Source organism: Stenotrophomonas sp. SMYL11 (assembly GCF_036320005.1).
GTDB lineage: Bacteria > Pseudomonadota > Gammaproteobacteria > Xanthomonadales > Xanthomonadaceae > Stenotrophomonas > Stenotrophomonas maltophilia_A.
This window is the reverse complement of the sequence record NZ_JAWIRS010000010.1, coordinates 76,013-100,438: the sequence shown is the minus strand read 5'-3', so window position 1 is coordinate 100,438 and position 24,426 is coordinate 76,013. Positions and strand designations below refer to the sequence as shown.

Annotated in this window: 18 protein-coding genes, 2 tRNA genes and 1 pseudogene; 12 read left to right on the top strand and 9 right to left on the bottom strand. The window is 66.0% G+C overall.

Features of this window, described 5'->3' with window-relative positions; genetic code table 11:
• Positions 1-452: 452 nt before the first annotated feature.
• Together V3B46_RS14580 and V3B46_RS14575 are read left to right on the top strand one after the other, a co-directional pair.
• The gene (locus V3B46_RS14580; protein ID WP_329892237.1) at positions 453-1,373 is read left to right on the top strand and encodes a hypothetical protein; all 921 of its coding nucleotides are present in this window, start codon (positions 453-455) and stop codon (positions 1,371-1,373) included.
• A 9-nt stretch (positions 1,374-1,382) separates the two neighbouring features.
• A complete protein-coding gene (locus V3B46_RS14575; protein WP_329892236.1) occupies positions 1,383-1,883 on the top strand; it encodes a hypothetical protein in 501 nt (166 codons plus the stop codon).
• A 317-nt stretch (positions 1,884-2,200) separates the two neighbouring features.
• On the opposite strand, the gene V3B46_RS14570 is transcribed toward V3B46_RS14575, so the two are convergent.
• Together V3B46_RS14570 and V3B46_RS14565 are read right to left on the bottom strand one after the other, a co-directional pair.
• Positions 2,201-2,277 (bottom strand) — tRNA-Arg (locus V3B46_RS14570).
• A gap of 39 nt (positions 2,278-2,316) precedes the next feature.
• Positions 2,317-2,393 (bottom strand) — tRNA-Pro (locus tag V3B46_RS14565).
• 180 nt (positions 2,394-2,573) lie between these two features.
• On the opposite strand from V3B46_RS14565, the gene V3B46_RS14560 reads away from it, so the two are divergent.
• Positions 2,574-3,332 (top strand): Bax inhibitor-1/YccA family protein, encoded by a 759-nt coding sequence (locus tag V3B46_RS14560; RefSeq protein WP_329892235.1) that lies wholly within the window; start codon positions 2,574-2,576, stop codon positions 3,330-3,332.
• Positions 3,333-3,393: 61 nt separating this feature from the next.
• Here V3B46_RS14560 and V3B46_RS14555 read toward each other — a convergent pair whose 3' ends face one another.
• From V3B46_RS14555 to grxC, 7 genes are all read right to left on the bottom strand, one after another.
• Positions 3,394-4,143, bottom strand: a complete 750-nt coding sequence (locus tag V3B46_RS14555) for a sulfite exporter TauE/SafE family protein (protein WP_329892234.1) — start codon at positions 4,141-4,143, stop codon at positions 3,394-3,396.
• A gap of 25 nt (positions 4,144-4,168) precedes the next feature.
• Positions 4,169-5,077 (bottom strand): LysR family transcriptional regulator, encoded by a 909-nt coding sequence (locus V3B46_RS14550; protein WP_329892233.1) that lies wholly within the window; start codon positions 5,075-5,077, stop codon positions 4,169-4,171.
• A gap of 53 nt (positions 5,078-5,130) precedes the next feature.
• Positions 5,131-5,874, bottom strand: coding sequence for a cysteine hydrolase family protein (locus tag V3B46_RS14545; protein WP_329892232.1), 744 nt, complete (start codon positions 5,872-5,874; stop codon positions 5,131-5,133).
• 164 nt (positions 5,875-6,038) lie between these two features.
• Positions 6,039-6,446: a hypothetical protein gene (locus tag V3B46_RS14540; RefSeq protein WP_329892231.1), complete on the bottom strand. Its 408-nt coding sequence runs from the start codon at positions 6,444-6,446 to the stop codon at positions 6,039-6,041.
• 131 nt (positions 6,447-6,577) lie between these two features.
• A complete protein-coding gene (locus V3B46_RS14535) occupies positions 6,578-7,582 on the bottom strand; it encodes an isocitrate dehydrogenase (RefSeq protein WP_329892230.1) in 1,005 nt (334 codons plus the stop codon).
• Between the two features lie 360 nt (positions 7,583-7,942).
• Positions 7,943-8,335, bottom strand: a complete 393-nt coding sequence (locus V3B46_RS14530) for a carboxymuconolactone decarboxylase family protein (protein WP_046986956.1) — start codon at positions 8,333-8,335, stop codon at positions 7,943-7,945.
• Entirely contained in the window at positions 8,332-8,622 is a 291-nt protein-coding gene (grxC, locus tag V3B46_RS14525) for a glutaredoxin 3 (RefSeq protein WP_004154541.1), read from the bottom strand. Before grxC ends, V3B46_RS14530 begins: the two co-directional genes overlap by 4 nt.
• A 142-nt stretch (positions 8,623-8,764) precedes the next feature.
• On the opposite strand from grxC, the gene V3B46_RS14520 reads away from it, so the two are divergent.
• The 9 genes and pseudogenes from V3B46_RS14520 (at position 8,765) to V3B46_RS14480 (ending at position 24,382) form a co-directional block, all read left to right on the top strand.
• Positions 8,765-10,411 (top strand): M48 family metalloprotease, encoded by a 1,647-nt coding sequence (locus V3B46_RS14520; protein WP_489686294.1) that lies wholly within the window; start codon positions 8,765-8,767, stop codon positions 10,409-10,411.
• Between the two features lie 116 nt (positions 10,412-10,527).
• Positions 10,528-11,217: a phosphate regulon transcriptional regulator PhoB gene (gene phoB / locus V3B46_RS14515; RefSeq protein WP_005408258.1), complete on the top strand. Its 690-nt coding sequence runs from the start codon at positions 10,528-10,530 to the stop codon at positions 11,215-11,217.
• Positions 11,218-11,323: 106 nt separating this feature from the next.
• Entirely contained in the window at positions 11,324-12,655 is a 1,332-nt protein-coding gene (gene phoR / locus V3B46_RS14510) for a phosphate regulon sensor histidine kinase PhoR (protein ID WP_032129078.1), read from the top strand.
• 4 nt (positions 12,656-12,659) lie between these two features.
• Entirely contained in the window at positions 12,660-14,747 is a 2,088-nt protein-coding gene (gene ppk1 / locus V3B46_RS14505; RefSeq protein ID WP_154262478.1) for a polyphosphate kinase 1, read from the top strand.
• Between the two features lie 442 nt (positions 14,748-15,189).
• Positions 15,190-16,716, top strand: a complete 1,527-nt coding sequence (gene ppx / locus V3B46_RS14500) for an exopolyphosphatase (protein WP_010483920.1) — start codon at positions 15,190-15,192, stop codon at positions 16,714-16,716.
• A gap of 307 nt (positions 16,717-17,023) precedes the next feature.
• Complete coding sequence (locus V3B46_RS14495; RefSeq protein WP_329892228.1) at positions 17,024-19,993, top strand: TonB-dependent receptor domain-containing protein; 2,970 nt, start codon at positions 17,024-17,026, stop codon at positions 19,991-19,993.
• Positions 19,994-20,237: 244 nt separating this feature from the next.
• A pseudogene (locus tag V3B46_RS14490) lies at positions 20,238-22,571 on the top strand (TonB-dependent receptor domain-containing protein); the annotation flags it as partial.
• Between the two features lie 145 nt (positions 22,572-22,716).
• Complete coding sequence (locus V3B46_RS14485) at positions 22,717-23,862, top strand: glycosyltransferase family 4 protein (RefSeq protein WP_329892227.1); 1,146 nt, start codon at positions 22,717-22,719, stop codon at positions 23,860-23,862.
• On the top strand, positions 23,843-24,382 hold the full coding sequence (locus tag V3B46_RS14480; RefSeq protein WP_154262474.1) for a phosphatase PAP2 family protein: 540 nt from the start codon (positions 23,843-23,845) through the stop codon (positions 24,380-24,382). The genes V3B46_RS14485 and V3B46_RS14480 overlap by 20 nt, the downstream gene beginning before the upstream one ends.
• Positions 24,383-24,426: the final 44 nt, after the last annotated feature.

Here is a 24,426-nt window from a genome sequence, read left to right as displayed (position 1 = left end):
TCTTCGGCCGAGAACATCGGCCGCCGCTGTCCATCGGCAACATCGTTTCGATCACGTCGATCGACGCACTGCGTTGGTCCGTCGCCCCGTCAGCAGGCCAGTCAACGCCAGCGAGGTGACACCGCCGCAGTACAGGGTAAGCCGCCGTTGGCAACTGCGCAGACGATGCACTTCGGCCAGCACCTGCTCTACCTCTCCCGCGCCTTTCCAAACTGCATCTCATGCCGAGCGCCAGAAGGTGCGTGCCGCCTGCGCCGAAGGTCAGGCGCAGGCAAACAGCTCGCCATGGTCGGACGCACTCCCTACGGCGTGAACGATTGGTGAACGAATCGTGAATGAATCTCAAACGGGAATGGGGGAGATCCATTCATACAACGTTAGCTGCAGGACATGGAACGCGAGGCGCACGTTTGCAACCATGCCGGTTCCTGCAATGAAGGTGAGATCAATAGATGAGCAAGCGGCTAATCGGATTCGTCACGCTGGCAGCGGTGCTGGCAGTGGCAGCCGTTGCAATGTACGGCTACCGGCAGCAGCCAGCTGCCGATGCCACGGCAGAGGAATCCGGGAACAGTGGCAGCCCTGATGAAAGGCCCGACCAGGGAAGGCAGCCTCCGGCGTCAGGTGCGGCGGCCGCGCAGAGGCTGGAGCGGGACAACAAGATCCCGCCGGGCTCGTACAAGGCGGTGGGCCCCAAAGCCTACGAGATCGTAAGAGGCAATGAGTTCCGGCCTCCCGGTGACGCGCTCGCCCACGTCAAGCAACTGATGCTGCGCTCCGAATCCGGAGATGCCACGGCAACCTACGAAATCTATCGAACCATCGAGCAGTGCCAGACCTTCATCTCGGATCGCGCTGACAAGCTGGCGGATTCAGCCACCACGGTCGGGTCCGGCAACTGGTTCCTGGAGCGATCGGAACGAATCCTCAAAGAGTGCGAGTCGCTGGCTCTGGATCAGGACATCTATCACGCCGATTGGCTTTCGAAGGCCGCCGCCATGGGCTCGCAGGAAGCGATGCGCGCTTACTCGCGATCGCCGGAGAAAGTCATCGGTTCGCTTGATGACGCAATCCGTGATCCCGCGGCGCTCGAGGCGTGGAAGGACACCGCCACCGGATATCTGCGCGAACTGGAATCACAAGGGAACGTCAATGTCATCAGCGACATGGCGATGGCCTACACCTATGGCGGCATCGTTCCTGCGGATCCCGTTGCGGCCCTAGCGTACACCCGCGTCCTCAACCGGCTGGACCCACGTTTTGCCACCACCACTGACATTGCCAACCATGAGAAAAACCTGAGCAGCCAAGAGAAAGAGAAAGCCCGCATTTCATCGAACGAAATCTTCAAGAACTGTTGCATCCCACGATAAGGACCTATTGTGAAAGCTAGACTGATTGGGATTATCCCTTCGCTTGGTAGAAACTCCATTCCCGCCATTGCAGGCGTGCTGCTGTTCATGGCGGCCGGGAGCCTTCAAGCGAAAAAGCTTCCTGGCGTCATCAACTGCACCGCCGGATGCACGCTGACAACCCCGTATCCCGATCCGGTGACCAACCAGCAGCTTTCCCAAGAGGTCCAGAAGCTCAATGACGGCCGGACCACGGTCTGGACAGCCCAGACACGCGTCCAGACCGGCGATGTCCTGACCGTCTGCAACGGTATTTCCTGCGTCAACTACACGTGGCGAGGTGCAGGTTTCGACTCCGGCGAAGTGATTTCGACCGTCCTCCCGCCCAACTCCCGCGGTGGCGGCGGCGGTGGCGGCGGCGGCGGCGGCGGCGGCGGTGGTGGCGGCGGCAGCGGCCCGATCAGCGGCGGCTGCCATGGCAACTGCGGCGGTGGCGGCAAGGTGCGGGTGGGCGAACTGGAACAGATGTGATCCATCCGGGGTGCACTCGACCAGAGTGCACCCATCGCGACATGGAAAAGGCCAGCGCATAGCGCTGGCCTTTTTTCGTTGCCGGGCGCATTGCCCCATCCCAGGCAGCGCTGCTCAAGCACCTGCGGAGTGAGCCGATCGTCGCCAGATGCCGGTCAACCGCAACCTGCATGACATCACGCCGTGCGACGGCACCCCATACAAAGGGCATCTTTCATCGGAAAAGAGGAAGGTGGAATGCTCGCCACCCAGGATTGCGCAACCATCGAATGGGAACCGGTGTTCACGGACGTGAGCGCATAAATCACTGACTCCAATGGCGCGCCCGACAGGAATCGAACCTGTAACCGCCGGCTTAGAAGGCCGGTGCTCTATCCAGTTGAGCTACGGGCGCCCGAACCGGAACGGTGTCCAATCCGACGTGATGTGGGATTGGTCGGGGTAGAGGGATTCGAACCCCCGACATCCTGCTCCCAAAGCAGGCGCGCTACCAGACTGCGCTATACCCCGGTCTTGCGATCCCCTCGGGCCATGCCCGGGGAGCTGGTCATTGTCGCCAAGCGCATTGGGAACTGTCAACGCAGGATGCGTAGATCCGGCGCCTGCCACAACGCCGAAAGCGGTCATCGGCTATGCTCACACCCATCGGCCGGATGGCCGTCCTGAACCTCATTCGCACGGAGAACGCGTATGCGCAGCGGCAACCCGGCTCTTTCCGAGTCCACCTTCCTCGACCTCGCCAGCGGCTCGGTGGTGACCAGCCCCGACCAGGCCATGACCCTCAACGGCACCGTCAACAAGACCGGTTTCCTGCTGCTGTTGACCGTACTGACGGCCGCTTTCGCCTGGAACCAGACCATCGATGACTACGGTCAGGTCTTGCCCGGTGCCAGGCTGTATGCCATGGGCGGCGCCATCGGCGGCCTGGTGCTGGCGCTCATCACCGTCTTCAAGAAGGAATGGTCGCCGGTCACCGCGCCGATGTATGCGCTGGTGGAAGGCCTGTTCCTGGGCGCCATCTCGGCCGTGTTCAACGCCAAGTTCCCGGGCATCGTGTTCCAGGCGGTGCTGCTGACCTTCGGCACCCTGTTCGCGCTGCTGTTCGCGTACCGCAGCGGCCTGATCAAGGCCACCGAGAACTTCAAGATGGGCGTGGTTGCAGCCACCGGCGGCATCGCCCTGCTCTATCTGGCATCGTTCGTGCTGGGCTTCTTCAACATCAACGTGCCGGTGATCCACGACTCCGGCTGGCTGGGCATTGCTTTCAGCCTGTTCGTGGTGGTCGTGGCCGCGCTGAACCTGGTCCTGGATTTCGACTTCATCGAAACCGGTGTCGCCCAGCGTGCACCGAAGTACATGGAGTGGTATGGCGCATTCGGCCTGATGGTGACCCTGGTCTGGCTGTACGTTGAATTCCTGCGCCTGCTGTCGAAGATCCAGCAGCGCTGAACCGAAACATGTCATAGACGACAAAGGGCGCCCTTCGTGGCGCCCTTTTTTCGTTCTTCCCTCAGCGCGCCAGCAGTACCGGCAGCGACGACGCCAGCAACGCGATGCCTGACGCGGTCAGCAGGCCCAGCACGACCTGCCGGAAGCGTGCCTCGCTGATGCCGATATAGACCCGCGCGCCCAGCAGGGTCGGCACCAGCATGGCCGGTGCCACGATGGCGAAGTACGGCAACATCTGCCGGCTCACGAGGCCGCTGCCGACATAGGTGGCCATGGTCACCGCCAGCATCGCCAGGTTGAAGTTCTGGATGACCGCGCGTTGTTCGTCCTTGCCGAAGCCTCGCAGGGTGCTCCACAACGTCGGCACCGGCCCGGCAAAGCCGCCGATGCCACTGAGTACGCCACCGGCCATGCCAGCGATCGCGTCACCGAGACGACCGCCGACGCGGACCGGAGGCAACGAGCGCGCCATCAGCATCACCGGGCACCACAGCGCCAGGAAGCCGCCCAGCAGCGCCTTGAACCAGTCCATGTCCAGCTGCGGCAACACCATCACGCCCAGCGGAATGCCCGCCAGCCCGCCCAGCACGAACGGCAGCAGCAGGCGAAGGTTGAAACCGCGGCGCACGGTGAACACCGCGACCAGCTGCCCGACCAGCGCACCAAACACCGACAGCGTCGCCGCCAGCCGTGGCTCCAGTCCCCATGCCCAGAACGACATCGCCACCATGCCAAAGGCGAAGCCGGACAGGCCCTGCACGAATCCGGCGACGATCGCGCCCAGCGCGACCAGCAGATACACCGACTCCATCACCACCTCGGTTGCTGTCGCGCGGCTACCCTGCCGCGCCCACCTGCGCAGCGTAGTGCGCCGCAAGGTGCTCGACCAGCGCGCGCACCTTCGGCGCCAATGCCCGCGCATGCGGATACAGCGCGAAGTAGCTTCGCTGCCCGGCATGCCAGGCGGGCAGCACGCGGATCAATCGACCGGCACGCAGGTCCTCCTGCACGGTCAGCGCAGTAAACAGGCTGATGCCCATGCCAGCCAGCGCGGCGGCGTACAACGCTGGCGTCGCATCCACCCGCAGGCGTTGCCCGGCCTCGACGCTCGCACTGGCACCGTGCGGCCCCTGCAGCTGCCAGGGCAGCATTGAAGGCGTGGGACTGAAGCCCAGCAGCGTGTGCTGCGCGAGATCCGATGCCTGACGCGGCAGGCCATGACGCGCCAGGTAGGCCGGCGCCGCGACCAGGATGCGTGGACAGCTGGCCAGCTCGCGCGCGACCAGCTGGCTGTCCGGCAAGGAAGGCGCGATGCGCAGCGCCAGGTCGAAGCCGCCACCGACGACATCGACCAGTTGATCATCCGCCGACAGGTCAAGCGCGACCTGCGGGTAGCGCTGCAGGAACGACGGCAGCCAATGCGGCAACTCCTGGCTGGCCACGACCTGCGGCACGCTGATGCGTACGATGCCACTGGGCTGCGCCTGCCCGGCACGCACGCGATCATCTGCTTCCTGCAGGCGATCCAGCAGCGCTCCCGCCTCGCGGTAGTAGTCGCGACCGGCTTCGGTCAGTGACAGCCGGCGGCTGTTGCGATCGAGCAGTCGCACCTGCAGGTGCTCTTCCAGCTGCCGCAGTTGCCGTGACATCGCCGAGTGGGTAGTCCCCAGGCGTTCGGCAGCCGCAGTGAAGCTGCCTGCGTCGACGATGGCGCGCAGCGCACGCAGGGCGGCGAAGTGATCCATCGGCAACTGGCTCCACGTGGCGGGGCCCGCGGCATACGGGCCCCGCCAGCTTATCAAGCGCCGTCGCTGGCCTTGCGCACCGGCAGCGCCAGGATCGCGTCGGTGCTCATGACATCACCGAAGGCGTCTACGATCTGCGCCAGCGATGCGTCATGCAGCGCGCGATGATCGATGCGCTGGCCACCGGCCAGGTCCAGGTCGCGGCTGGCGCTGGCATCGGATGATACGATCACCCGGTAGCCGCGCGGAGCCGCCGCCGCGTCGCGCGCAGCACCGGCCACGCAGGCATGGGTCTGCAGGCCGGTGACGATCAGGGTGTCGATGCCGGCATCCTTCAGCACCTGGTCGAGCACTGCGGCCGAGTCACCGGCGAACACGCTGACGTTGTCCTTCTGCACCACGGTCTCGCCCTTGCGCGGCTGCAGGTCGCGATGGAAGGCGGCATTGACGCTGCCCTGCGCGAAAAGCGGCGCACCAGGCGGCAACACGTGCTGTACATGGATCACGCGGATGCCGTGGGCATCGGCGAACTCGACCACCCGCTTCGCCTGCCGCAGTGCGGCCACGCCATCGGGGATGACCATGCGGCCACCGGCGAAGCCCGGCGCAGCGCTGCCGTCGAAGTATTCGTTCTGGAAGTCGATCACCAGCACGGCGGTCTTCGCCGCATCCAGCGAGGTCGCGACCGGCGCGCCCGCCATATGGCGGATGGTGGGATGGGCCGGCTCGGCAGCAGCGACCGGCGTAGTGGCGGCCATGCCGATCAGGCTGGCCAGACCGAAGGCGGTGAGATTCATGGGGCAACTCCTGTGCAATGGAAGTGGGCACAGGATGCGGAGCGGATGGCGCACGAACCAGCCATTCACAAGCACATCATCTGTGCGAATTCTGCACAGACCGCTTTATGTAGAGTCGAGCCTTGCTCGACTACGCAGGAGCAGTCGAGCATGGCTCGACTCTACTAGGCCAACGTGACCCCATTGAGCCGCACGACCATCGCGTGGTCGTGCCCCAGCACCACTTCAGCAGTATTGCTGCCCGCGCGCACGGCACGTGCAAGGCCCGCCGGATACTTCACCGGGACGCCGGCCAGCGTCTGCACATGCTGGGCCGGAGAGATCCTGCTCCTGATCACGAACTCGGCGCAGCTGCCTTCAAGCAGATACACAGGCAATCCTGCCGGAAATTCGATCAACCGCAGAATGCGCGCCTCGCTCTCCCGCATGCTGCGCAGGGGCGCCCCGTGCGTTCGCAGGCGGTGCAGCGCGCGCTGGGCGCGGGACCACGGCCAGTAGAAGATGGCGTAGATGGCCACGCCGAAAACATAGACGGCAACGGCCGCCACGACCCACACGGCCGCCTCAGGCATCTTAAAAAATCCTGTCGGTGAAAAGCCGCAGTTGAAAACGCAGACGGGCCGTACAAGGACGGCCCGTCTTCAACGCTTGCAGGCCCGGAGTGGACATCGCTGAGACGATCTCCGGCCGGAACGCCGGCCGCTTACAGGCGGCTGGCGATGGCCTGGGCAAAGCTCATGGTGGTGCCGGTGCCGCCCAGATCGCCGGTCAGCGAATCCTTGGCTTCCATGGTGGCCACGATGGCCTTGCGCAGGCGCTCGGCGTTTTCCGGCTGGCCGACATGGTCCAGCATCTGCGCGGCGGCCAGCAGCAGCGCGCACGGATTGGCCTTGCCCAGGCCGGCGATGTCCGGCGCGGTGCCGTGCACGGCTTCGAAGATCGCCGCATCCTTGCCGATGTTGGCGCCCGGGGCCAGGCCCAGGCCGCCAACCAGACCGGCGCACAGGTCGGAGATGATGTCGCCGAACAGGTTGGTGGTGACGATCACATCGAACTGTTCCGGACGCATCACCAGCTGCATGCAGCAGTTGTCGACGATCATTTCCTGGAACTCGATGTCCGGGTACTGCGCGGCCACTTCACGGGCGACGTTCAGGAACAGGCCCGAGGTCGACTTGATGATGTTGGCCTTGTGCACGGCGGTGACCTTCTTGCGGCCGGTGCTCTTGGCCAGCTCGAAGGCGTAGCGCACGATGCGCTCGGAGCCCTTGCGGGTGATGCGGGTGCCGGAGAACGCGGTCTCGCCGTCGGCCGACACTTCCTGGCCTTCGGCCAGGTAGGCGCCTTCGGTGTTCTCACGAACGGTGATCAGGTCGACGTTGTTGAAACGCGACTTGGTGTTCGGGAAGGTGTGGGCCGGACGCACGTTGGCGTACAGGTCGAAGTGGCGGCGCAGGCTGACGTTGATCGAGGTGAAGCCACCACCGACCGGGGTGGTCAGCGGGCTCTTCAGCGCGACCTTGTTGCGCGCGATCGATTCCAGGGTCACCGCCGGCATCAGGTCGCCGTGCTTCTCCAGGGCCACCAGGCCGGCGTCGGCGTCTTCGTACTCCAGGCCAGTCTTGAGCTGGTCGAGCACGAACAGGGTGGCGTCCATGATTTCCGGGCCAATGCCGTCGCCGCGGATGACCGTAATTTTCTGCGTCATTGATCGATGTTCCGAACAGGGGGAAAAACGCCGTCCGGACGTGCCCGGAAACGCCGGCGCAAAGGAAGTTTCACCGGCAATTATGCCTTAGCCGGGGCCGGCTACCCAAGTAGACCATGGTCCTGACCCCGGCAAAGGCATAATTGCCCGCGCATTCTTCCTCTACCCCCGCCTGTCGGCGCGCCCCTGCAAACCGCTCTGCGGTTTGCCCGCGCATCCCGCCTTATCCCCGCGCCTGTCGGCGCGCCCCCTTGAACAACAAGGGGGCTCCTGGGCTGGGGGATCGCGGGAAAGGCCTCTCCCCGCGCACGCCCGGCGGCTTTTCGTTCAGGTACCCGCCGGGCATGGCCCGGCGCTACCTCAGTGCTCGTGCGCTTCCGGGGCGGCGGCGCCGCCTTCGAGCTGGTCGAGGAAGTCGACCGCGCGGCGCAGGTGCGGGATCACGATCGAGCCGCCCACCACCAGGCCGACCGAGAAGGTCTCGAAGAACTCTTCTCGGGTCACGCCGGCGTCCTTGCACTGGGCCACGTGGTAGCTGATGCAGTCGTCGCAGCGCAGCACCATGGAGGCCACCAGGCCCAGCAGTTCCTTGGTCTTCACGTCCAGCGCGCCGGCCTGGTAGGTCTGCGTGTCCAGCGCGAAGAAGCGGCGCACCACCTGGTTCGGTTCGCCCAGGATGCGTTCGTTCATGCGCTTGCGGAAGTCGGTGAACTCGGCGATGCGGTCCTTGCTGCCGTCGTCGGCCGCGCTCATGCCTGGCCCTGCCCGGCCAGCAGCGGCTCGAGCTTGCCTTCACGGTGCAAGGCCATCATGTCGTCGTAGCCCCCCACGTGGACGTCGCCGACGAAGATCTGCGGCACGCTTGTACGGCGGGTCAGTGCCATCATCTTCTCGCGCTCGGCCGGGTCCAGGTCGATGCGGACCTCGGTCCACTGCTGGCCCTTGCTCTTCAGGAAGTTCTTGGCGGCCACGCAGTACGGGCAGACGGCGGTGGAATAGATGGTGATGGCGGGGGCACCGCCGGCGGTCTGGGCTGTCACGGGAAACTCCACGATGGATCGACGGTCTACATATGGTACCGGTGCGCTGGAATTTCCACGCCACGGCCGCAACACTGTGGATTAACGAATGGTTGCCCCCCACCCTGCCACGCTTGGCGCGCCCTGCCCGAGGACCCTCTGCTTGCGAGCCCTGCTGCTGACTACCGCCGTCACCCTGGCCCTGGCCATGCCGCTCGCCCAGGCCCAGGAGAAGCTGCCCGACATCGGCTCCTCGGCCGGCGAGCTGCTGACCCCGGCCCGCCAGGCCGAGTACGGTGCGATGATGCTGCGCGAGCTGCGCAACTATGGCTACCTGCTGGACGATCCGCTGGTCAACGACTGGCTGCAGACCATGGGTACCCGGCTCGGCTCCAACAGCGACCAGCCTCGCCAGCCCTACACGTTCTTCGTGATGAAGGACCGCCAGATCAACGCCTTCGCCACGCTGGGCGGCTACATCGGGGTCAATGCCGGCCTGGTGCTGACCGCCGAGCGCGAGGACGAGGTGGCTGCGGTGCTGTCGCACGAAATCGCCCACGTCACCCAGCAGCACGTGCTGCGCGGGGTCGAGCGTGCCCAGCGCGACCAGATCCCGATCCTGCTCGGCATGCTGGCGGCGGTGGTAGCCGCACAGGCCAGCAACAGCACCTCCTCGGGCAACGCGACGATGGCCGCGATCAGTTCCGGCATGGGCCTGATGCAGCAGCGCCAGATCAACTACACCCGCTCCAACGAATCCGAGGCCGACCGCCTCGGCATCCGCACCCTGTCGCGCAGCGGTTACGACGTGGACGCCATGGCCGGCTTCTTCGAGCGGATGGCATCGGCGATGCGCGGCAACGAGGGTGGCTACAGCGTGCCCGAGTTCCTGCGCACCCATCCGGTCAACATCACCCGCATCAGCGAGGCGAAGGCCCGCGCCGACCAGATGAAGAAGGACACGGTGCTGCTGACCACCAGCACCCCCAGCGGCGAGCGAAGGGAGCGCGTGGACCCGGCCGATCCCAGCCTGGCCGAACCCCTGTTGCGCGGAACCAACCCGCTGCTGCCCAGCAGCGTGCTGCGCATCCCGATGGGCCAGCTGAGCCGTGGCGCCAGTGGCGACTTCGACTGGGCCCGCGAGCGCCTGCGCGTGCTCAGCGCGGATTCCCCCCCCGAGCTGGAACGCGAGTATGCCGATCTGGCCAAGCGCCAGAAGGACGGCCTCAACGATGCCCAGCGCTATGGCCAGGCGCTGGCGGTGATGCGCAGCGGTCGCGCCGGCGCCACCCAGGCCCGGCAGACCCTGGCAGGCCTGCTGCAGACCCGCCCGGACAACCTGTGGCTGGCTCTGGGGCTGGGCGAGGCCGAATCGCGTGCAGGCCAGACCGCCCAGGCCAACAGCCGCTTCGAGCAGCTGCTGCGCCAGCACCCCAACAGCCGTCCGGTGGCGCTGACCTATGCCGAGATCCTGAACGAACAGGGCAGCCGCGAGGCGGGCCAGCGCGCGCAGGCCATGCTGCGGCCCCTGCTGTCGCAAAGCGGTAACGATCCGGTCTTCCAGCAGCGCTACGCCCGCGCCAGCGAATTGGCCGGCGACAGCGTGCGTGCCAGCGAGGCCTACGCCGAGGCGGCCTTCCTCAGCGGCCGGCCGGAACAGTCGCTGATGCAGCTGCAGGCGCTCAAGCGCAATCCGGCGCTGGACTACGTAGGCCGGGCACGGGTGGATGCACGCATCGAGGCGATCACCCCCACCGTGCTGGAGCTGCGCCGGCAGGGCGTGCAGGACCCGGACCTGGACCGCCGCTGAGCGCTGCATGACCGGCCGATGGCAATCCCGACCGGTTCCGGCCAGGTAGTCACAAACATGTCATCAAACCGTAGTCTACTGGCACCACTCCAGTAACCGAGCCCTACGGTGTCCTCGTGCAGAAACGCATCCTGATCGTCGATGACGAGCCCGCGATCCGTGAAATGGTCGCCTTCGCCCTGCGCAAGGGCGATTACGAACCGGTCCACGCCGGCGACGCCCGTGAGGCCCAGACCGCCATCGCCGACCGCGTCCCCGACCTGATCCTGCTGGACTGGATGCTGCCCGGCACCAGCGGCCTGGATCTGGCCCGCCGCTGGCGCAAGGAAACCCTGACCCGCGAAGTGCCGATCATCATGCTGACCGCCCGCGGCGAAGAAAACGACCGCGTCGGTGGCCTTGAAGCCGGCGTCGACGACTATGTGGTGAAGCCGTTCTCGGCGCGCGAACTGCTGGCCCGCATCCGTGCGGTGATGCGCCGTGCCCGCGAGGACGACGAGGACGGCAGCGTGGCGGTCGGCCCGATCCGCATCGACGGCGCCGCCCATCGCGTGTTCGCCAACGACCAGCCGGTGCCGATCGGCCCGACCGAATACCGCCTGCTGCACTTCTTCATGACCCACCCGGAGCGCGTCTATACCCGCGCCCAGCTGCTGGACCATGTGTGGGGCGGCAGCGTGTACGTGGAGGAGCGCACCATCGACGTGCACATCCGCCGCCTGCGCAAGACGCTGGAACCGTTCAATGCCGAAAACATGGTGCAGACCGTGCGCGGCGCCGGCTACCGCTTTTCCACTGCTACCTGAGCCTCGTCGTGCCGGCGCCACGCACCTGCGGGTGCCGGCGCCGGCAACTCTGCTATAACCCTCGGTTCACCCCAGTGAACCGCCGCACCTCAACGACGAGATCGCAATGCCCCGCCACATCCGCTCTGCCTGGTTGAAGACCCTGGCCACCGTTGCCGCGGTACTGCTGTTCGCCGGACTGGTGGGGTGGTTCACGGGCCATCTGTGGTTGTGCATCGCACTGGGCGCACTGGCCACGCTGGCATGGCATTACTGGCGCCTGCGCAGCGTGCTGCGGCGCCTGACCGCGCGCCAGCGCTGGGATACCGCCGAAGAAGGCACCGGCGTCTGGAACGAGCTGGACCGCCTGCTGTACCGCAACCAGGTGGAAATGCGCGTGCGCAAGCGGCGCCTGCTGGACATGCTGCGCAGCTATCGCGCTGCAGCCGCCGCATTGCCCGATGCGGTGGTGGTGCTGGACCGCAACAGCCAGCGCGTGCAGTGGTTCAACGAAGCGGCCACCGCCCTGCTCGGCCTGCATCACCCCGGCGACCTCGGCGAAGCCCTGGTCGAACGCCTGCAGCCGATGCCGCTGGCGCACTGGCTGGCCGGCGGCCGCAACGCCGAACCGATCCTCGACGTGCCTTCGCCGGTCGATCCGGCGATCCGCCTGAACCTGCGCCTGATTCCCTATTCGTCGGACTACTGGCTGCTGATCGCCCGCGACGTCAGCAAGCTGCTGCGCCTGGAACAGGTGCGCCGCGATTTCGTGGCCAACGTTTCACACGAACTGCGCACGCCGCTCACCGTCGTGCACGGCTATCTGGACATGATGGACCCGGAGGATTTCCCGGGAACCGGACCGATGCTGGAAGAAATGCGCAAGCAGAGCCAGCGCATGGCCCAGCTGGTGGAAGACCTGCTGACCCTGTCGCGCCTCGAATCGCAGGAACACAGCGAGGAAGAGACCGTGGCCATGCAGCCGATGCTGGCGACCCTGCGCCGCGAAGCCGAAGCGCACAGCCAGGGCCGCCACCAGATCAGCATCGACGACCTGGCCGGCGTTGACCTGCAGGGCTCGACCAAGGAACTGCACAGCGCCTTCTCCAACCTAGTCACCAATGCGGTGCGCTATACGCCGGCCGGTGGCCGCATCGCCGTGGAGTTCCGCCGCGAAGGCGACGGTGCCGTGCTGGCGGTGCGCGATTCCGGCTACGGCATCCCGGCCTCCCACCTGCCGCGCCTGACCGAACGTTTCTACCGTGTCTCCAGCAGCCGCTCCCGCGAAAGCGGCGGTACCGGCCTGGGCCTGTCCATCGTCAAGCACATCCTCGGCCTGCACCACGCACGGCTGGAGATTGAAAGCGAAGTCGGCAAGGGCTCGGTGTTCTCCTGCCATTTCGATGCCGACCACGTGCGCCCGCGCGAGTCCGCCCCCCTGACCTCCATCGAAGAATGACGCCATGAGCAGCCTCGGATCCCTCCCCCTCCCCGTGAGCCCGGACAACGATCCGTTGCGCGACCCGGCGCTCTACATCAACCGCGAGCTGTCGCAGCTGGATTTCAACTTCCGCGTGCTGGCGCAGGCGATGGACCCGCAGGTGCCGCTGCTGGAGCGCCTGCGCTTCATGTGCATCTCCTGCACCAACCTCGACGAGTTCTTCGAGATCCGCGCCGCCGCCGTACGCCACGCACAGGAATTCGGCCTGCCGCCGGCACCGGACGGGATGAGCCCGCAGGCCATCCTCAACGCCATCCATGACCGCGCCGCGGAACTGGTGGACCAGCAGTACCGCTGCTGGAACGAGACGCTGCGCCCGGCGCTGATGGAAGCCGGCATCGGCGTGCTCGGCCGCCATTCCTGGACCGATCGCCAGAAGCGCTGGCTGCGTGCGTACTTCCGCAACGAGATCATGCCGGTGCTGTCGCCGCTGGGCCTGGACCCGGTGCACCCGTTCCCGAAGATCCTCAACAAGTCGCTGAACATCGTGGTGGTGCTGAAGGGCACCGACGCGTTCGGCCGCGCCGGCCACCTGGCCATCGTGCGTGCGCCGCGCTCGCTGCCGCGCATCATCCAGCTGCCGGAGAAACTCGGCGGTCCGCAGAACTTCGTGTTCCTGTCCTCGGTACTGTCCACCTTCGTCGATGAGCTGTTCCCGGGCATGGAAGTCCAGGGCGCCTACCAGTTCCGCGTTACCCGCAACTCCGAGCTGGTGGTGGACGAGGAGGAAGTGGAGAACCTGGCGCTGGCACTGCGAGACGAACTGGTCGACCGCGGCTACCGGCCGGCGGTGCGCCTGGAAATCGCGCAGGACATGCCGCGCGACATCGTGCGCACCCTGCTGCAGAACTTCGGCCTGACCGAGAACGCGGTGTACCGCATCGACGGCCCGGTCAACCTCAACCGCATCATCCAGCTGTACGACCTGATCGCGCAGCCGGACCTGAAGTACCCGCCGATGACGGCGCGCACACTGCGCGACAGCGACGGCATCTTCGAGACCACGGCCCGCCAGGACCTGCTGCTGCACCATCCATTTGATGCCTTCACCGCGGTGCTGGACCTGATCCGGCAGGCGGCGATCGACCCGAACGTGCTGGCGATCAAGCAGACCCTGTACCGCACCGGCAAGGACTCGCTGATCGTCGACGCACTGATCCAGGCCGCACGCAACGGCAAGGATGTGACCGTGGTGGTCGAACTGCGTGCGCGCTTCGACGAGGAAGCCAACCTCGGCCTGGCCGATCGCCTGCAGGAAGCCGGCGTGCAGGTGGTGTATGGCGTGGTCGGTTACAAGACCCACGCCAAGATGCTGCTGATCGTGCGCCGCGAGGGCCGCAAGCTGCGCCGCTACGTGCACCTCGGTACCGGCAACTACCACAGCGGCACCGCCCGCGCGTACACCGACATCAGCCTGATCACCGCCGATGCGGACATCGGCAACGATGTGCACCTGCTGTTCCAGCAGCTGTCCGGGCTGGCCTCGAAGATGAAGCTCAAGCGCCTGCTGCAGTCGCCCTTCACCCTGCACACCGGCATCCTCGGCCGCATCGAGCGCGAGACGCGCATCGCCGCCGCCGGCCGCCCGGCGCGGATCATCGCCAAGATGAACGCCCTGAACGAACCGCAGGTGGTGCGCGCGCTGTATGCCGCGTCGCAGGCCGGCGTGCAGATCGACCTGATCATCCGCGGCGCCTGCACCCTGCGCCCGGGTGTGCCGGGCATCTCGGACAACATCCGCGTGCGCTCGATCGTCGGTCGCTTCCTGGAGCACAGCCGCGTCTACTGGTTCGGCAACGACGGCGCACCGGAGATGTACTGCGCCAGCGCCGACTGGCTGGAACGCAACCTGCTGCGCCGGGTCGAGACCTGCTTCCCGATCCTCGACCCGGAGCTGGCCAAGCGGGTCTACCGCGAGGTCCTGCAGAACTACCTGGACGACAACCTCAACGCCTGGGAACTGGATGCCGACGGCATCTACCACAAGCGTGCCCCGGCGCACGACGAAGCCCCGCATTCTGCGCAGATGGCATTGATGCAGGGTCTGTAACCCGGTGTGTCGACCAAGGTCGACACCTACCAAGAGCGGTAGGCACCGATTTTGGTCGGGATTGGATCAGTGCCGACCAACGGTCGGCACCTACCATCAGATCGCAGAGAACTGTCGAAGGCGGGGTGGGTCCAGTTGCGGGGGCGTGAGCGCCATGGATGGCGCGACCGAGCTTACATGGGTGAGGGCGCTTTGCTTGCGAAGCACTGCTTCGCAAGCGCCCGAACGCTCAGCCGCTAGCGGCTGGGCCGGGCCCCGGAGGGGGACTTGCGCCGTCCCCCGCAACCGGACCCACCCCGCCATCCCACGGATAGCCTGCTGTTGCTGTTCCTGTTGCTGTTGATTCGGCAGGTGCAGGGCGCAGCCCTGCCGCACTCCCCTCTTCCAAAATGTGAAGGCCGCGCGGTGACGAGCACACCGCCCCTTCGGCTAACATTCGTCCATGCCGCACACCACCACGACTCCGCCCGCATTGCAGGATGGCGACCTGCTGGCCGCCATCGACCTTGGCTCCAATAGTTTCCACATGGTCATCGCGCGCTACACGCTCGGCCAGCTGCGGGTGATCGACCGCCTGCGCGAGACCGTGCGCATGGCCGACGGCCTGGACGGCAAAGGCGGGCTCTCCTCCGCTGCCCGGCAGCGCGCGCTGGAATGCCTGGCCCGCTTCGGCCAGCGCATCCGCAACGTACCGCCGCACCGGGTGCGCGCACTGGCCACCAACACCGTGCGCCAGCTGCGTTCACCGCAGTCGTTCCTGGTTCCCGCCGAAACCGCGCTCGGACATGCCATCGAAGTGGTCAGCGGCCGCGAAGAAGCGCGCCTGATCTACCTGGGAGTGGCCCATGCGCAACCGCCCAAGCCCGGCCAGCGCCGGCTGGTGATCGACATCGGCGGCGGCTCCACCGAATTCATCATCGGCATGGGCATGCAGACCCTGGAGCGCGAAAGCCTGCAGGCCGGCTGCATTGCCAGCACCCGGCGTTTCTTCCCCGGCGGCAAGCTGAGCAAGAAGCGCTGGAAGGACGCGCTGGCCGAGATCGGTCGCGAGTTCCAGCCCTTCGCCAGCAAGTACCGCGCGCTGGGCTGGCAGGAAGCGCTGGGTTCTTCAGGCACGCACAAGGCGATCAGCGAGATCTGCGCGACGATGAAGCTGAGCAAGGGCGCGATTACCGCCGAGGCCCTGCCGCAACTGCGCGACGAACTGCTGAAGGCCAAGAAGATCGACGACATCCAGTTGCCAGGCCTGTCCAGCGACCGCCGCCCGATCATTGCCGGCGGCATCCTGGTGCTGGAGGCCGCCTTCCAGGCGCTGGGCCTGCAGAAGCTGCTGGTCAGCAAGGCCGCGATGCGCGAAGGCATCCTTTACGACATCGTCGGCCGCGCTGGCGAGAACGACCTGCGCGATGAATCGGTGTCCGCGCTCAGCCAGCGCTACGGCATCGATACCGTGCAGGCCGACCGTGTGCAGGACACCGCGCTGTCACTGCTGGAACAGGTGCAGGAACGCTGGCGGCTCGATGCCGACGACGCGCGCATGCTCGGCTGGGCCGCGCGCCTGCACGAGCTGGGCCTGATGATCGCGCACAGCGGCTACCACGTGCATGGCAGCTACGTGCTGGAACACTCGGATATCGCCGGCTTCTCGCGGCAGGAGCAGCAGATGCTGGCCGCGCTGGTGCGCAGCCATCGCCGCAGCGTGACCAAGACCGCCTTCGACGCCCTGCCCGAGCGCCTGCTGCTGACCGCTCGCCGGCTGGCCGCCCTGCTGCGCCTGGCGGTGCTGCTCAATCGTGCCCATGAGGACGATCCACTGCCGGCGTTGGAACTGACCGCCGACGACAACCGCCTGTCGTTGATCGTGCCGCAGGCCTTCATCGATGCCCGGCCACTGCTGCGCGCCGATCTGATCGGCGAGACCGACGGCATCGCCGGGCTGGGCATCCAGTTCCGGCCCTTCGTGGCCTGAGGCTCACGCTTTCCCGCGAGGGGAAAGAAGGTCACACACCGTTACGGTTCGCGCATGCGCCCCCGGTTGACCTGCTGCGACGCAGCAGATCAAGTCGTGGGAGCGCATTCAGCGTTACAGCTAAGCGACTGCTTTTGTTGGGCTTTCGTGAAACCTGACGATGAAGCCCGGTACAAATCGACACAGCCTCTTTACAGAGCATTAACCAACGAGACTACTATCGGGTCATCGGTCCGCTTGTGGGCGGCCGATTTCTTCGACGCCCCTTTTGGCGTCCCTGCACGACCTGAGAGAGAGAGAGCTCGTCATGACTTCACGTACCACCCCCCTGGGGCAGGCCATCCGCTACGCCCTGGCAACCACTGCGACGCTGGCCGCCCTGCCTGCGTTCGCCCAGAGTGGCAGCACCGCCGCGCCGACCACCCTGGATCGCATCGAGATCACTGGCTCGCGCATCCGCCAGGTGGACGTGGAGACCGCTCAGCCGGTCCTGGCACTGAGCCGGTTGGACATCGAGCGCCAGGGCTTCAGCTCGGTGGCCGACATCCTGCAGAACGTGACCGCCATGGGCAGCCCGGCGATCAGCCGTGCAAACGCACTGAGCTCGGGTGAAAACACCGGCGGCACCTACATCGACATGCGCAACCTGGGCGCGCAGCGCACCCTGGTGCTGGTCAACGGCAAGCGCCTGGGCATCAGCACCTCGGGCCTGCAGGACGTGTCCTCGCTGCCGGTGTCGGCGGTGGAGCGCATCGAAGTGCTGAAGGATGGCGCGTCGGCCATCTACGGTTCCGATGCGATGGCCGGCGTGGTCAACATCATCACCCGTTCCAACGTCAACGGTGTGACCGCCAACGTCTACCACGGCCAGTACAGCGAAGGTGACGGCGCGCGCGACCGCTTCGACGTGGTGGGTGGCTGGAGCAATGACCGCGTGTCGCTGACCCTGGCACTGGAGCACTCCGAAGAAAAGAGCGTCTGGGCCAAGGACCGCTGGTTCAGCAAGTACGGCGTGAGCGACCGCCACCCGAATGATGCCTCCAACTGGACCACGCTGAGCCAGTGGGGTCAGGTCACCGGCCTGAAGGGCGGCCCGGGCTGCACCAACACCAAGGACGGCTGCGGCTACTCGCTCAACCGTGGTGCTGACCCGACCAACCCGGCCAACTACCACCTGACAGATGCGACCCCGTTCACCGGCGACGTCAGCAACGCCAACGAACAGATGCACGTCATGTATCCGCTCAAGCGTGATTCGGTGTACTTCGACGGTCGCTTCAAGATCACCGACCAGGTCAACCTGCGCACCGAATTCGGCTACAACAAGCGTTCGGCCGAGCGTCAGATTGCGGGCTACCCCCTGCAGTCCAGCTCGGTGTCCATCTCGGGCGACCCGACCGCTACCGGCCTGATGTCCAAGGACAGCTACTTCAATCCGTTCGGCAACCAGCACGGCTATGCCAAGCCAACCGACGTGGCCTGGAACCGCCGCACCTGGGAAATCCCGCGTGTGAGCACCAGCGAACTGAAGACCTACCGTGCGGTAGTGTCGCTGGATGGCAGCTTCGAGATCGGCCAGCGCTACTTCGACTGGGACGTGGGCTACCAGTACAACCGCAACGAGCTGACCGCTACCGCCACCGGCAACCTGCACAAGAAGCGCGTGCGTGACGCCGTGGGTCCGTCGTTCCTGGATCCGGCCACCGGCAAGGTGATGTGTGGCCGTCCGGGCGCGGTGATCAGCGGCTGCACGCCGTGGAACCCGCTGGTGCCCTACGGCAAGAACGATCCGAACGGACTGACCGGCAATGAAGAACTGATGGCCTGGCTGTTCCCGGCGGAGCACACCACCGGCCGGACCACCACCAAGAACGCGTTCGCCAACCTGTCCGGCAGCATCGTGACCCTGCCGGCCGGCGACCTGGGCTTCGCTTTCGGCGTGGAAAGCCGCAAGGAAGATGGCCGCTACACCCCCGATGCCCTGGCCCAGACCGGCGCTACCACCAACCTGGCCGCAGGCCCGACCGGTGGCAGCTACAACGTGAAGGAAGCCTATCTGGAGCTCAGCGTGCCGGTGCTGGCCGACCTGCCTGGTGCGCGTGAGCTGAGCTTCAGTGCCGCCACCCGCTACTCCAAGTACAACACCTTCGGCAACACGCTCAACAGCAAGTTCGGTTTCAAGTGGAAGCCGATCGACCAGCTGCTGGTCCGTGGTACCTGGGCCGAAGGATTCCGCGCACCGACCATCAACGATCTGTACGGTGGCGGTTCGGAAACCTTCGCGCAGTTCAGCGACCCGTGCGACACCGTGTTCGGCTCGGCCAAGGGCAGTGCTGAAGTCCGCTCGCGCTGCGCACGTGACATCGCCGATGCCGCCAACTTCCGCCAGCTGAAGCAGGGCAACACGCCGGTAACCACGGCACAGGATGCGACCCCGACGCCGTTCGTTTCCGGTTCCAACCCACTGCTGGTTCCGGAAACCTCGACCAGCAAGACGCTGGGCCTGGTGTGGAGCCCGACCTTCGTCAGCAACCTCAACGTGGCGCTGGACTGGTGGAAGATCCGCATCGACAACACCATCGTCGGTGATAGCCCGAACCAGATCCTGAAGGACTGCTATGAGCAGGGCATCGAATCGCGCTGCAGCCGCTTCACCCGCGACCCGTCCAACGGCATCGTCACCGGCCTGAAGTTCGGCAACCGCAACGCCGGCTTCGCCGAGACCGAAGGCTATGACCTGGATGTCAGCTACCGCGTCGACACCGGCTACGGCAAGCTGAGCGCAGGCTGGACCAGCACCTATGTGAGCAAGAACGTCTACCGCTCCACCAATGATGTCCGTGATGCGATCACGCCGATCAACGGCGTGGCCAACACCATCGGCACCGCCACCAGTCTTGCCTTCCGCGTGCGCTCGAACCTGGTGCTGGGCTGGGATGTGGGTGACTTCGGCGTCAGCTGGACGGCACGCTACTACTCCGGTGTGAAGGAGCGCTGCCTCAACGCCTCGCGGTATCCGGACGAATGCTCCGATCCGACCTTCCTGGCTCCGTGGCTGAAGTCGCCGACCGCGTACAACGAGCGCGGTGCAGTGACCTTCCACGACGTGCAGTTCCGCTACAACCTGCCGTGGGATGCCACCGTTTCGGTGGGCGCGAACAATGTGTTCGGCAAGGAAGCGCCGGTGATGTACAGCAAGCCGAACTCGTCGTTCTCCTACTACGGTGGCTACGACATCGGTCGCTTCATGTACATGAAGTACCAGCAGCGCTTCTGATCCATCCGCGCTGTTGAAGCTCGATGACCACGGCCCTTCGGGGCCGTGGTTTTTTTCTGCCTCCGCGCAGGCTGTCGCTTTCCACATTGACCGTGATGCGTTCAATCAGGGACACGGTCCTCTGCGCTGCGTTCGCCGCGATGCCACAGGTTGGAGCAATCGATTGATCTGCTTCCGCTTTGTGCAGAAGCGTCACGGCCGTCTGCAGCGCTTTCGTCGCTTCCCCATACGTCTCCCCATCCATCAGTACGACGTGGTTGCCGGCTGGTCGAATGACCGCGCCTCGATCAGCGTCGCGGCCGAGCATGTCGAAGAGAAGGGGGTGTGGGCCAAGGATCGCGGCTTCAGTGCCTACCTATACCGACCGTCATCCGGATGATGGCTGGACCACGGTCGGACAGTGGGGCGCATCGTCGGCTTCAATGGCCCAGGCTGCAGCAACAGCCGTGGCTGCAGCTATTCGCTGGATCGCGGCAGCCAGCCGGGCGGGCCGGACAGCTTCCACCTCAGTGACAACACGCCGTTCACCGGTGATGTCAGCAACAGCAACGAGCAGATGCACCTGCAGACGCCGATCAAGCGCGATTCGATCTTCGTCGACGCGCGCGTGGATCTGAACGAGCAGGTCCGCTTCAATACCCAGCTGTCCTACAACCGGCGCACCACCACCCGCCAGATTGCCGGCTATCCGTTCCAGTCCGGCGCAGGCGGCATCACGCCGATGTCCGCCGACAGCTGGTTCAACCCGTTCGGCAGCCACCACGGTTACGAAACGCCCAGCGATGTGCACTGGAACCGCCGTACGTGGGAGGTTCCGCGGGTCAGCAGCAGCGAACTGACCACCTGGCAGGGCGTTGCCGCCTTTGAAGGCAGCTTCGAATTCGGCGGCCGGGATTTCGACTGGGAAGCCGGCTACCAGTACAACCGCAGCGAACTGACCCAGCGTGCCACCGGCAACCTGCACAAGCAGCGCGTGGCCGATGCCACCGGCCCTTCGTTCTTCAACCCGGAAACCGGCAAGGTTGAATGCGGCACCCCGGGGGCACCGATTGCCGGTTGCAAACCGTGGAATCCGCTCGTGCCGTATGGCCAGGATGATCCCTATGGCCTGACCGGCAACAAGGAACTGCATGACTGGTTGTTCCCCGAAGAACTCACTCGTGGCCGCACCACCACCCGCAACCTGTTCGCCAGCCTCAGTGGAAGCCTCGCGACACTGCCCGCGGGCGAACTGGGCATTGCCTTGGGCGCCGAGAGCCGCCGCGAGGACGGTCGCTTCATTCCCGACGCGCTGGCGCAGACCGGGGCCACCACCAACCTCGCCGCAGGCCCTACCGGCGGTGGCTACCGCGTCGACGAGGCCTATCTGGAGCTGAGCGTGCCGGTGCTGCGCGACCTCCCCGGTGCGCGCGAGCTGACGCTCAATGCAGCGACGCGCTACTCGGACTACTCCACCTTCGGCGGAACCCTCAACAGCAAGTTCGGCTTCAGCTGGAAGCCGATCGATCAGCTGCTGGTCCGTGGCACCTGGGCGCAGGGCTTCCGTGCACTGACCATCTCCAACCTCTACGGCGGCGGCTCGCAGACCTTCACCACCGGTTTCCGTGATCCCTGCGATACCGTCTATGGCGCCGCCGCCAGCAGCCCGGAGGTTCGTGCGCGCTGCGCCGCCGACATCGCCAACGCGGACAGCTACCGCCAGCTCGGCCAGGGCAACCAGCCGATCACCGGCAGCAGCGGGCAGTCCCCCCTGCCCTTCACCAGTGGCTCCAATCCGGATCTGCAGCCGGAAACCTCCATCAGCCGCACCCTGGGCCTGGTCTGGAGCCCGACGTTCGCTGAAGGGCTGCACATCGCACTGGACTGGTGGAAGATCCGCATCGACAACACCATCGTCCCCGACCACCCCAACGACATCCTCCGTGACTGCTATGAGCTGGGCATTGCCGAGCGCTGCGGCAGCTTCACCCGCGACCCGGAGCTGGGCATCGTCGACACGCTCAACTATGGCAGCCGCAACAGCGGCTTCCGCCAGGCCGAAGGCTATGACCTGGAGGTCGGCCACAAGATCGAAACGTCTTGGGGCACGCTGAGCGCCGACTGGAAAACCACCTATGTCGTTGCCGCGGTGGAGCGCACCACCAACGAGGCGGATGTGCCGCCGATTCCCAGCAATGGCATCGCCACTGACGGCGGCATCGGCTTCCGCGTGCGCTCCAACGCATCGCTGGGCTGGGAGCGCGGCAATCTCGGCCTCACCTGGGGCCTGCGCTACTTCTCTGCGGTCAAGGAGCGCTGCCTGGGCGTTGATGAGTATCCGAACGAGTGTTCGCACCCCGACCAGCGCGCACCGTGGTTCAGCGGCACGCGCGACTACAACCGTCGCGGGTCGGTCACCTTCCACGACGTGCAGGCGCGTTACAGCCTGCCGTGGGATGCGACCGTCTCGATCGGCGCCAACAACGTATTCGGTCGCCAGGGACCGATCATGTACAGCCAGCCGAGCGCCAACTTCTCTTACTACGGCGGCTTCGACATCGGTCGTTTCATCTACATGAAATACCAGCAGCGCTTCTGATCCACCGCGCCCCCTGCACGACCGCCACGGCCCTTCGGGGCCGTGGCTTCGTACAGGGACCTGACCACCGTCATCCCGTGGTCGCAAAGCGGTCATATCGGCTACATCGCCAGGCCCGAGCATGCCGGAAACCCGGAGGCCCGCCATGCGCTATGCCATCGTCACCGAGACCTACCCGCCGGAAGTGAACGGCGTTGCCCTGACCGTGCAGGGGCTGGAACAGGGACTGCGCAACGCCGGCCACGAGATCGACCTGATCCGCCCGCGACAGGCCAGTGAAGCGCTGGACTCCGCAGCGGGCACCCTGTTGGTTCCTGGCGCCGGCCTGCCGCGTTACCCTGGTCTGCGCTTTGGCCTGCCGGCCCCGATCCGGCTCGGGCGCCATTGGCAGCAGCAACGCCCGGATGCCGTGTATGTCGCCACCGAAGGCCCGCTGGGCTGGTCGGCCGTGCGCACTGCACGGCGCCTCGGCATCCCGGTGGCCAGTGGCTTCCACACCCGCTTCGACGAGTACCTGCCCGACTACGGCGTGGCCTGGCTGCAGGCGGCCGCGATGCGCTGGATGCGTCGCTTCCACAACCAGGCCGATGCGACGCTGGTACCCACCCGCGAACTGCAGCAGTTCCTCGGCGAACAGGGCTTCGAACGGGTGCGCCTGCTGGCACGCGCTGTCGATAGCCAGCAGTTCGATCCGGGCCGGCGTGATCCTGCGCTACGCGAAGAATGGGGCGTGGACGGCAATGGCCTGGTCGCGATCCATGTCGGCCGCATCGCTGCGGAAAAAAACCTTGGCCTGGCGGTGAAAGCCTTCCGCCGGCTGCAGCAGATCCGGCCCAAAGCCCGCTTCGTCTGGGTGGGTGATGGTCCGGCCCGCGAAAAACTGGCACATGAAAACCCCGATTTCATTTTCTGCGGCATCCAGCGCGGCGAAGCCCTGGCACGGCATTTCGCCAGCGGCGACCTGTTCCTGTTCCCCAGCCGCAGCGAGACCTTTGGCAACGTGACCCTGGAAAGCATGGCCAGCGGCCTGGCCACCGTCGCTTTCGACTACGGTGCGGCCCGCGAATACCTGCGTGATGGCGAGAACGGTGCGGCCGTGGAAAACGATGAGCAGTTCATCGAGGCAGCGGTGCAGCTGGCCGCCGATGATGCACGGCGCCGCGAATTCGGCAGCAGCGCCGCACGTGCGATGAAGCGCCTGCATCCACAGCAGGTCGTTGCCGAATTCGATGCCCTGCTGGCTGAGCTGGCCCAGTCGCGGAGGAGCGGCCATGCGCACCACGCCGCTTGAGCTGCTGGCCGGCCGCGAGGCGCGGCTCTGCCGCCGGGCCAACCACTACTGCCGGCGCCGCCGCGTGCGTCGCCTGTTCTCGGTCATCAGCCGGCTCGGCGATGGCGTGTTCTGGTACGTGCTGATGGGCGCGCTGGTGGCACTGGACGGCTTCGACGGACTGCGTGCATCGGTGCACATGGCCGCCACCGGCCTGGCCGCACTGCTGCTCTACAAGGGCCTCAAGCGCTGGACCCGGCGTCCCCGCCCGTATGCGGCCGATCTGCGCATCCGCGCCTGGGTGGCGCCGCTGGACGAGTTCAGCTTCCCCTCCGGGCACACCCTGCACGCGGTGTCGTTCACCATCGTCGCGCTGGCCTACTACCCGTGGCTGGCGCCGCTGCTGGTGCCGTTCACCTTCGGCGTCGCGTTGTCGCGGGTGGTGCTGGGCCTGCACTATCCCAGCGATGTATTGGCAGCGACGGGCATCGCGGTGCTGCTGGCGTCGGCCAGCCTGGCCTGGTTGCCGCTGCCGGTGTAGCCCCCTGGGGCAGATCCCTTCGGTAGCGCCGGGACATGCCCGGC

Coding starts and splice junctions, on each gene's coding strand:
- V3B46_RS14530 (WP_046986956.1), bottom strand. CDS start 8,335: ATGAGCGCGGCCGACGACGGCAGCAAGGACCGCATCGCCGAGTTCACC.
- V3B46_RS14545 (WP_329892232.1), bottom strand. CDS start 5,874: ATGAATCTCACCGCCTTCGGTCTGGCCAGCCTGATCGGCATGGCCGCC.
- V3B46_RS14540 (WP_329892231.1), bottom strand. CDS start 6,446: ATGCCTGAGGCGGCCGTGTGGGTCGTGGCGGCCGTTGCCGTCTATGTT.
- V3B46_RS14535 (WP_329892230.1), bottom strand. CDS start 7,582: ATGACGCAGAAAATTACGGTCATCCGCGGCGACGGCATTGGCCCGGAA.
- V3B46_RS14485 (WP_329892227.1), top strand. CDS start 22,717: ATGCGCTATGCCATCGTCACCGAGACCTACCCGCCGGAAGTGAACGGC.
- V3B46_RS14480 (WP_154262474.1), top strand. CDS start 23,843: ATGCGCACCACGCCGCTTGAGCTGCTGGCCGGCCGCGAGGCGCGGCTC.
- phoR (WP_032129078.1), top strand. CDS start 11,324: ATGCCCCGCCACATCCGCTCTGCCTGGTTGAAGACCCTGGCCACCGTT.
- V3B46_RS14555 (WP_329892234.1), bottom strand. CDS start 4,143: ATGGAGTCGGTGTATCTGCTGGTCGCGCTGGGCGCGATCGTCGCCGGA.
- ppx (WP_010483920.1), top strand. CDS start 15,190: ATGCCGCACACCACCACGACTCCGCCCGCATTGCAGGATGGCGACCTG.
- ppk1 (WP_154262478.1), top strand. CDS start 12,660: ATGAGCAGCCTCGGATCCCTCCCCCTCCCCGTGAGCCCGGACAACGAT.
- V3B46_RS14580 (WP_329892237.1), top strand. CDS start 453: ATGAGCAAGCGGCTAATCGGATTCGTCACGCTGGCAGCGGTGCTGGCA.
- V3B46_RS14560 (WP_329892235.1), top strand. CDS start 2,574: ATGCGCAGCGGCAACCCGGCTCTTTCCGAGTCCACCTTCCTCGACCTC.
- V3B46_RS14495 (WP_329892228.1), top strand. CDS start 17,024: ATGACTTCACGTACCACCCCCCTGGGGCAGGCCATCCGCTACGCCCTG.
- V3B46_RS14550 (WP_329892233.1), bottom strand. CDS start 5,077: ATGGATCACTTCGCCGCCCTGCGTGCGCTGCGCGCCATCGTCGACGCA.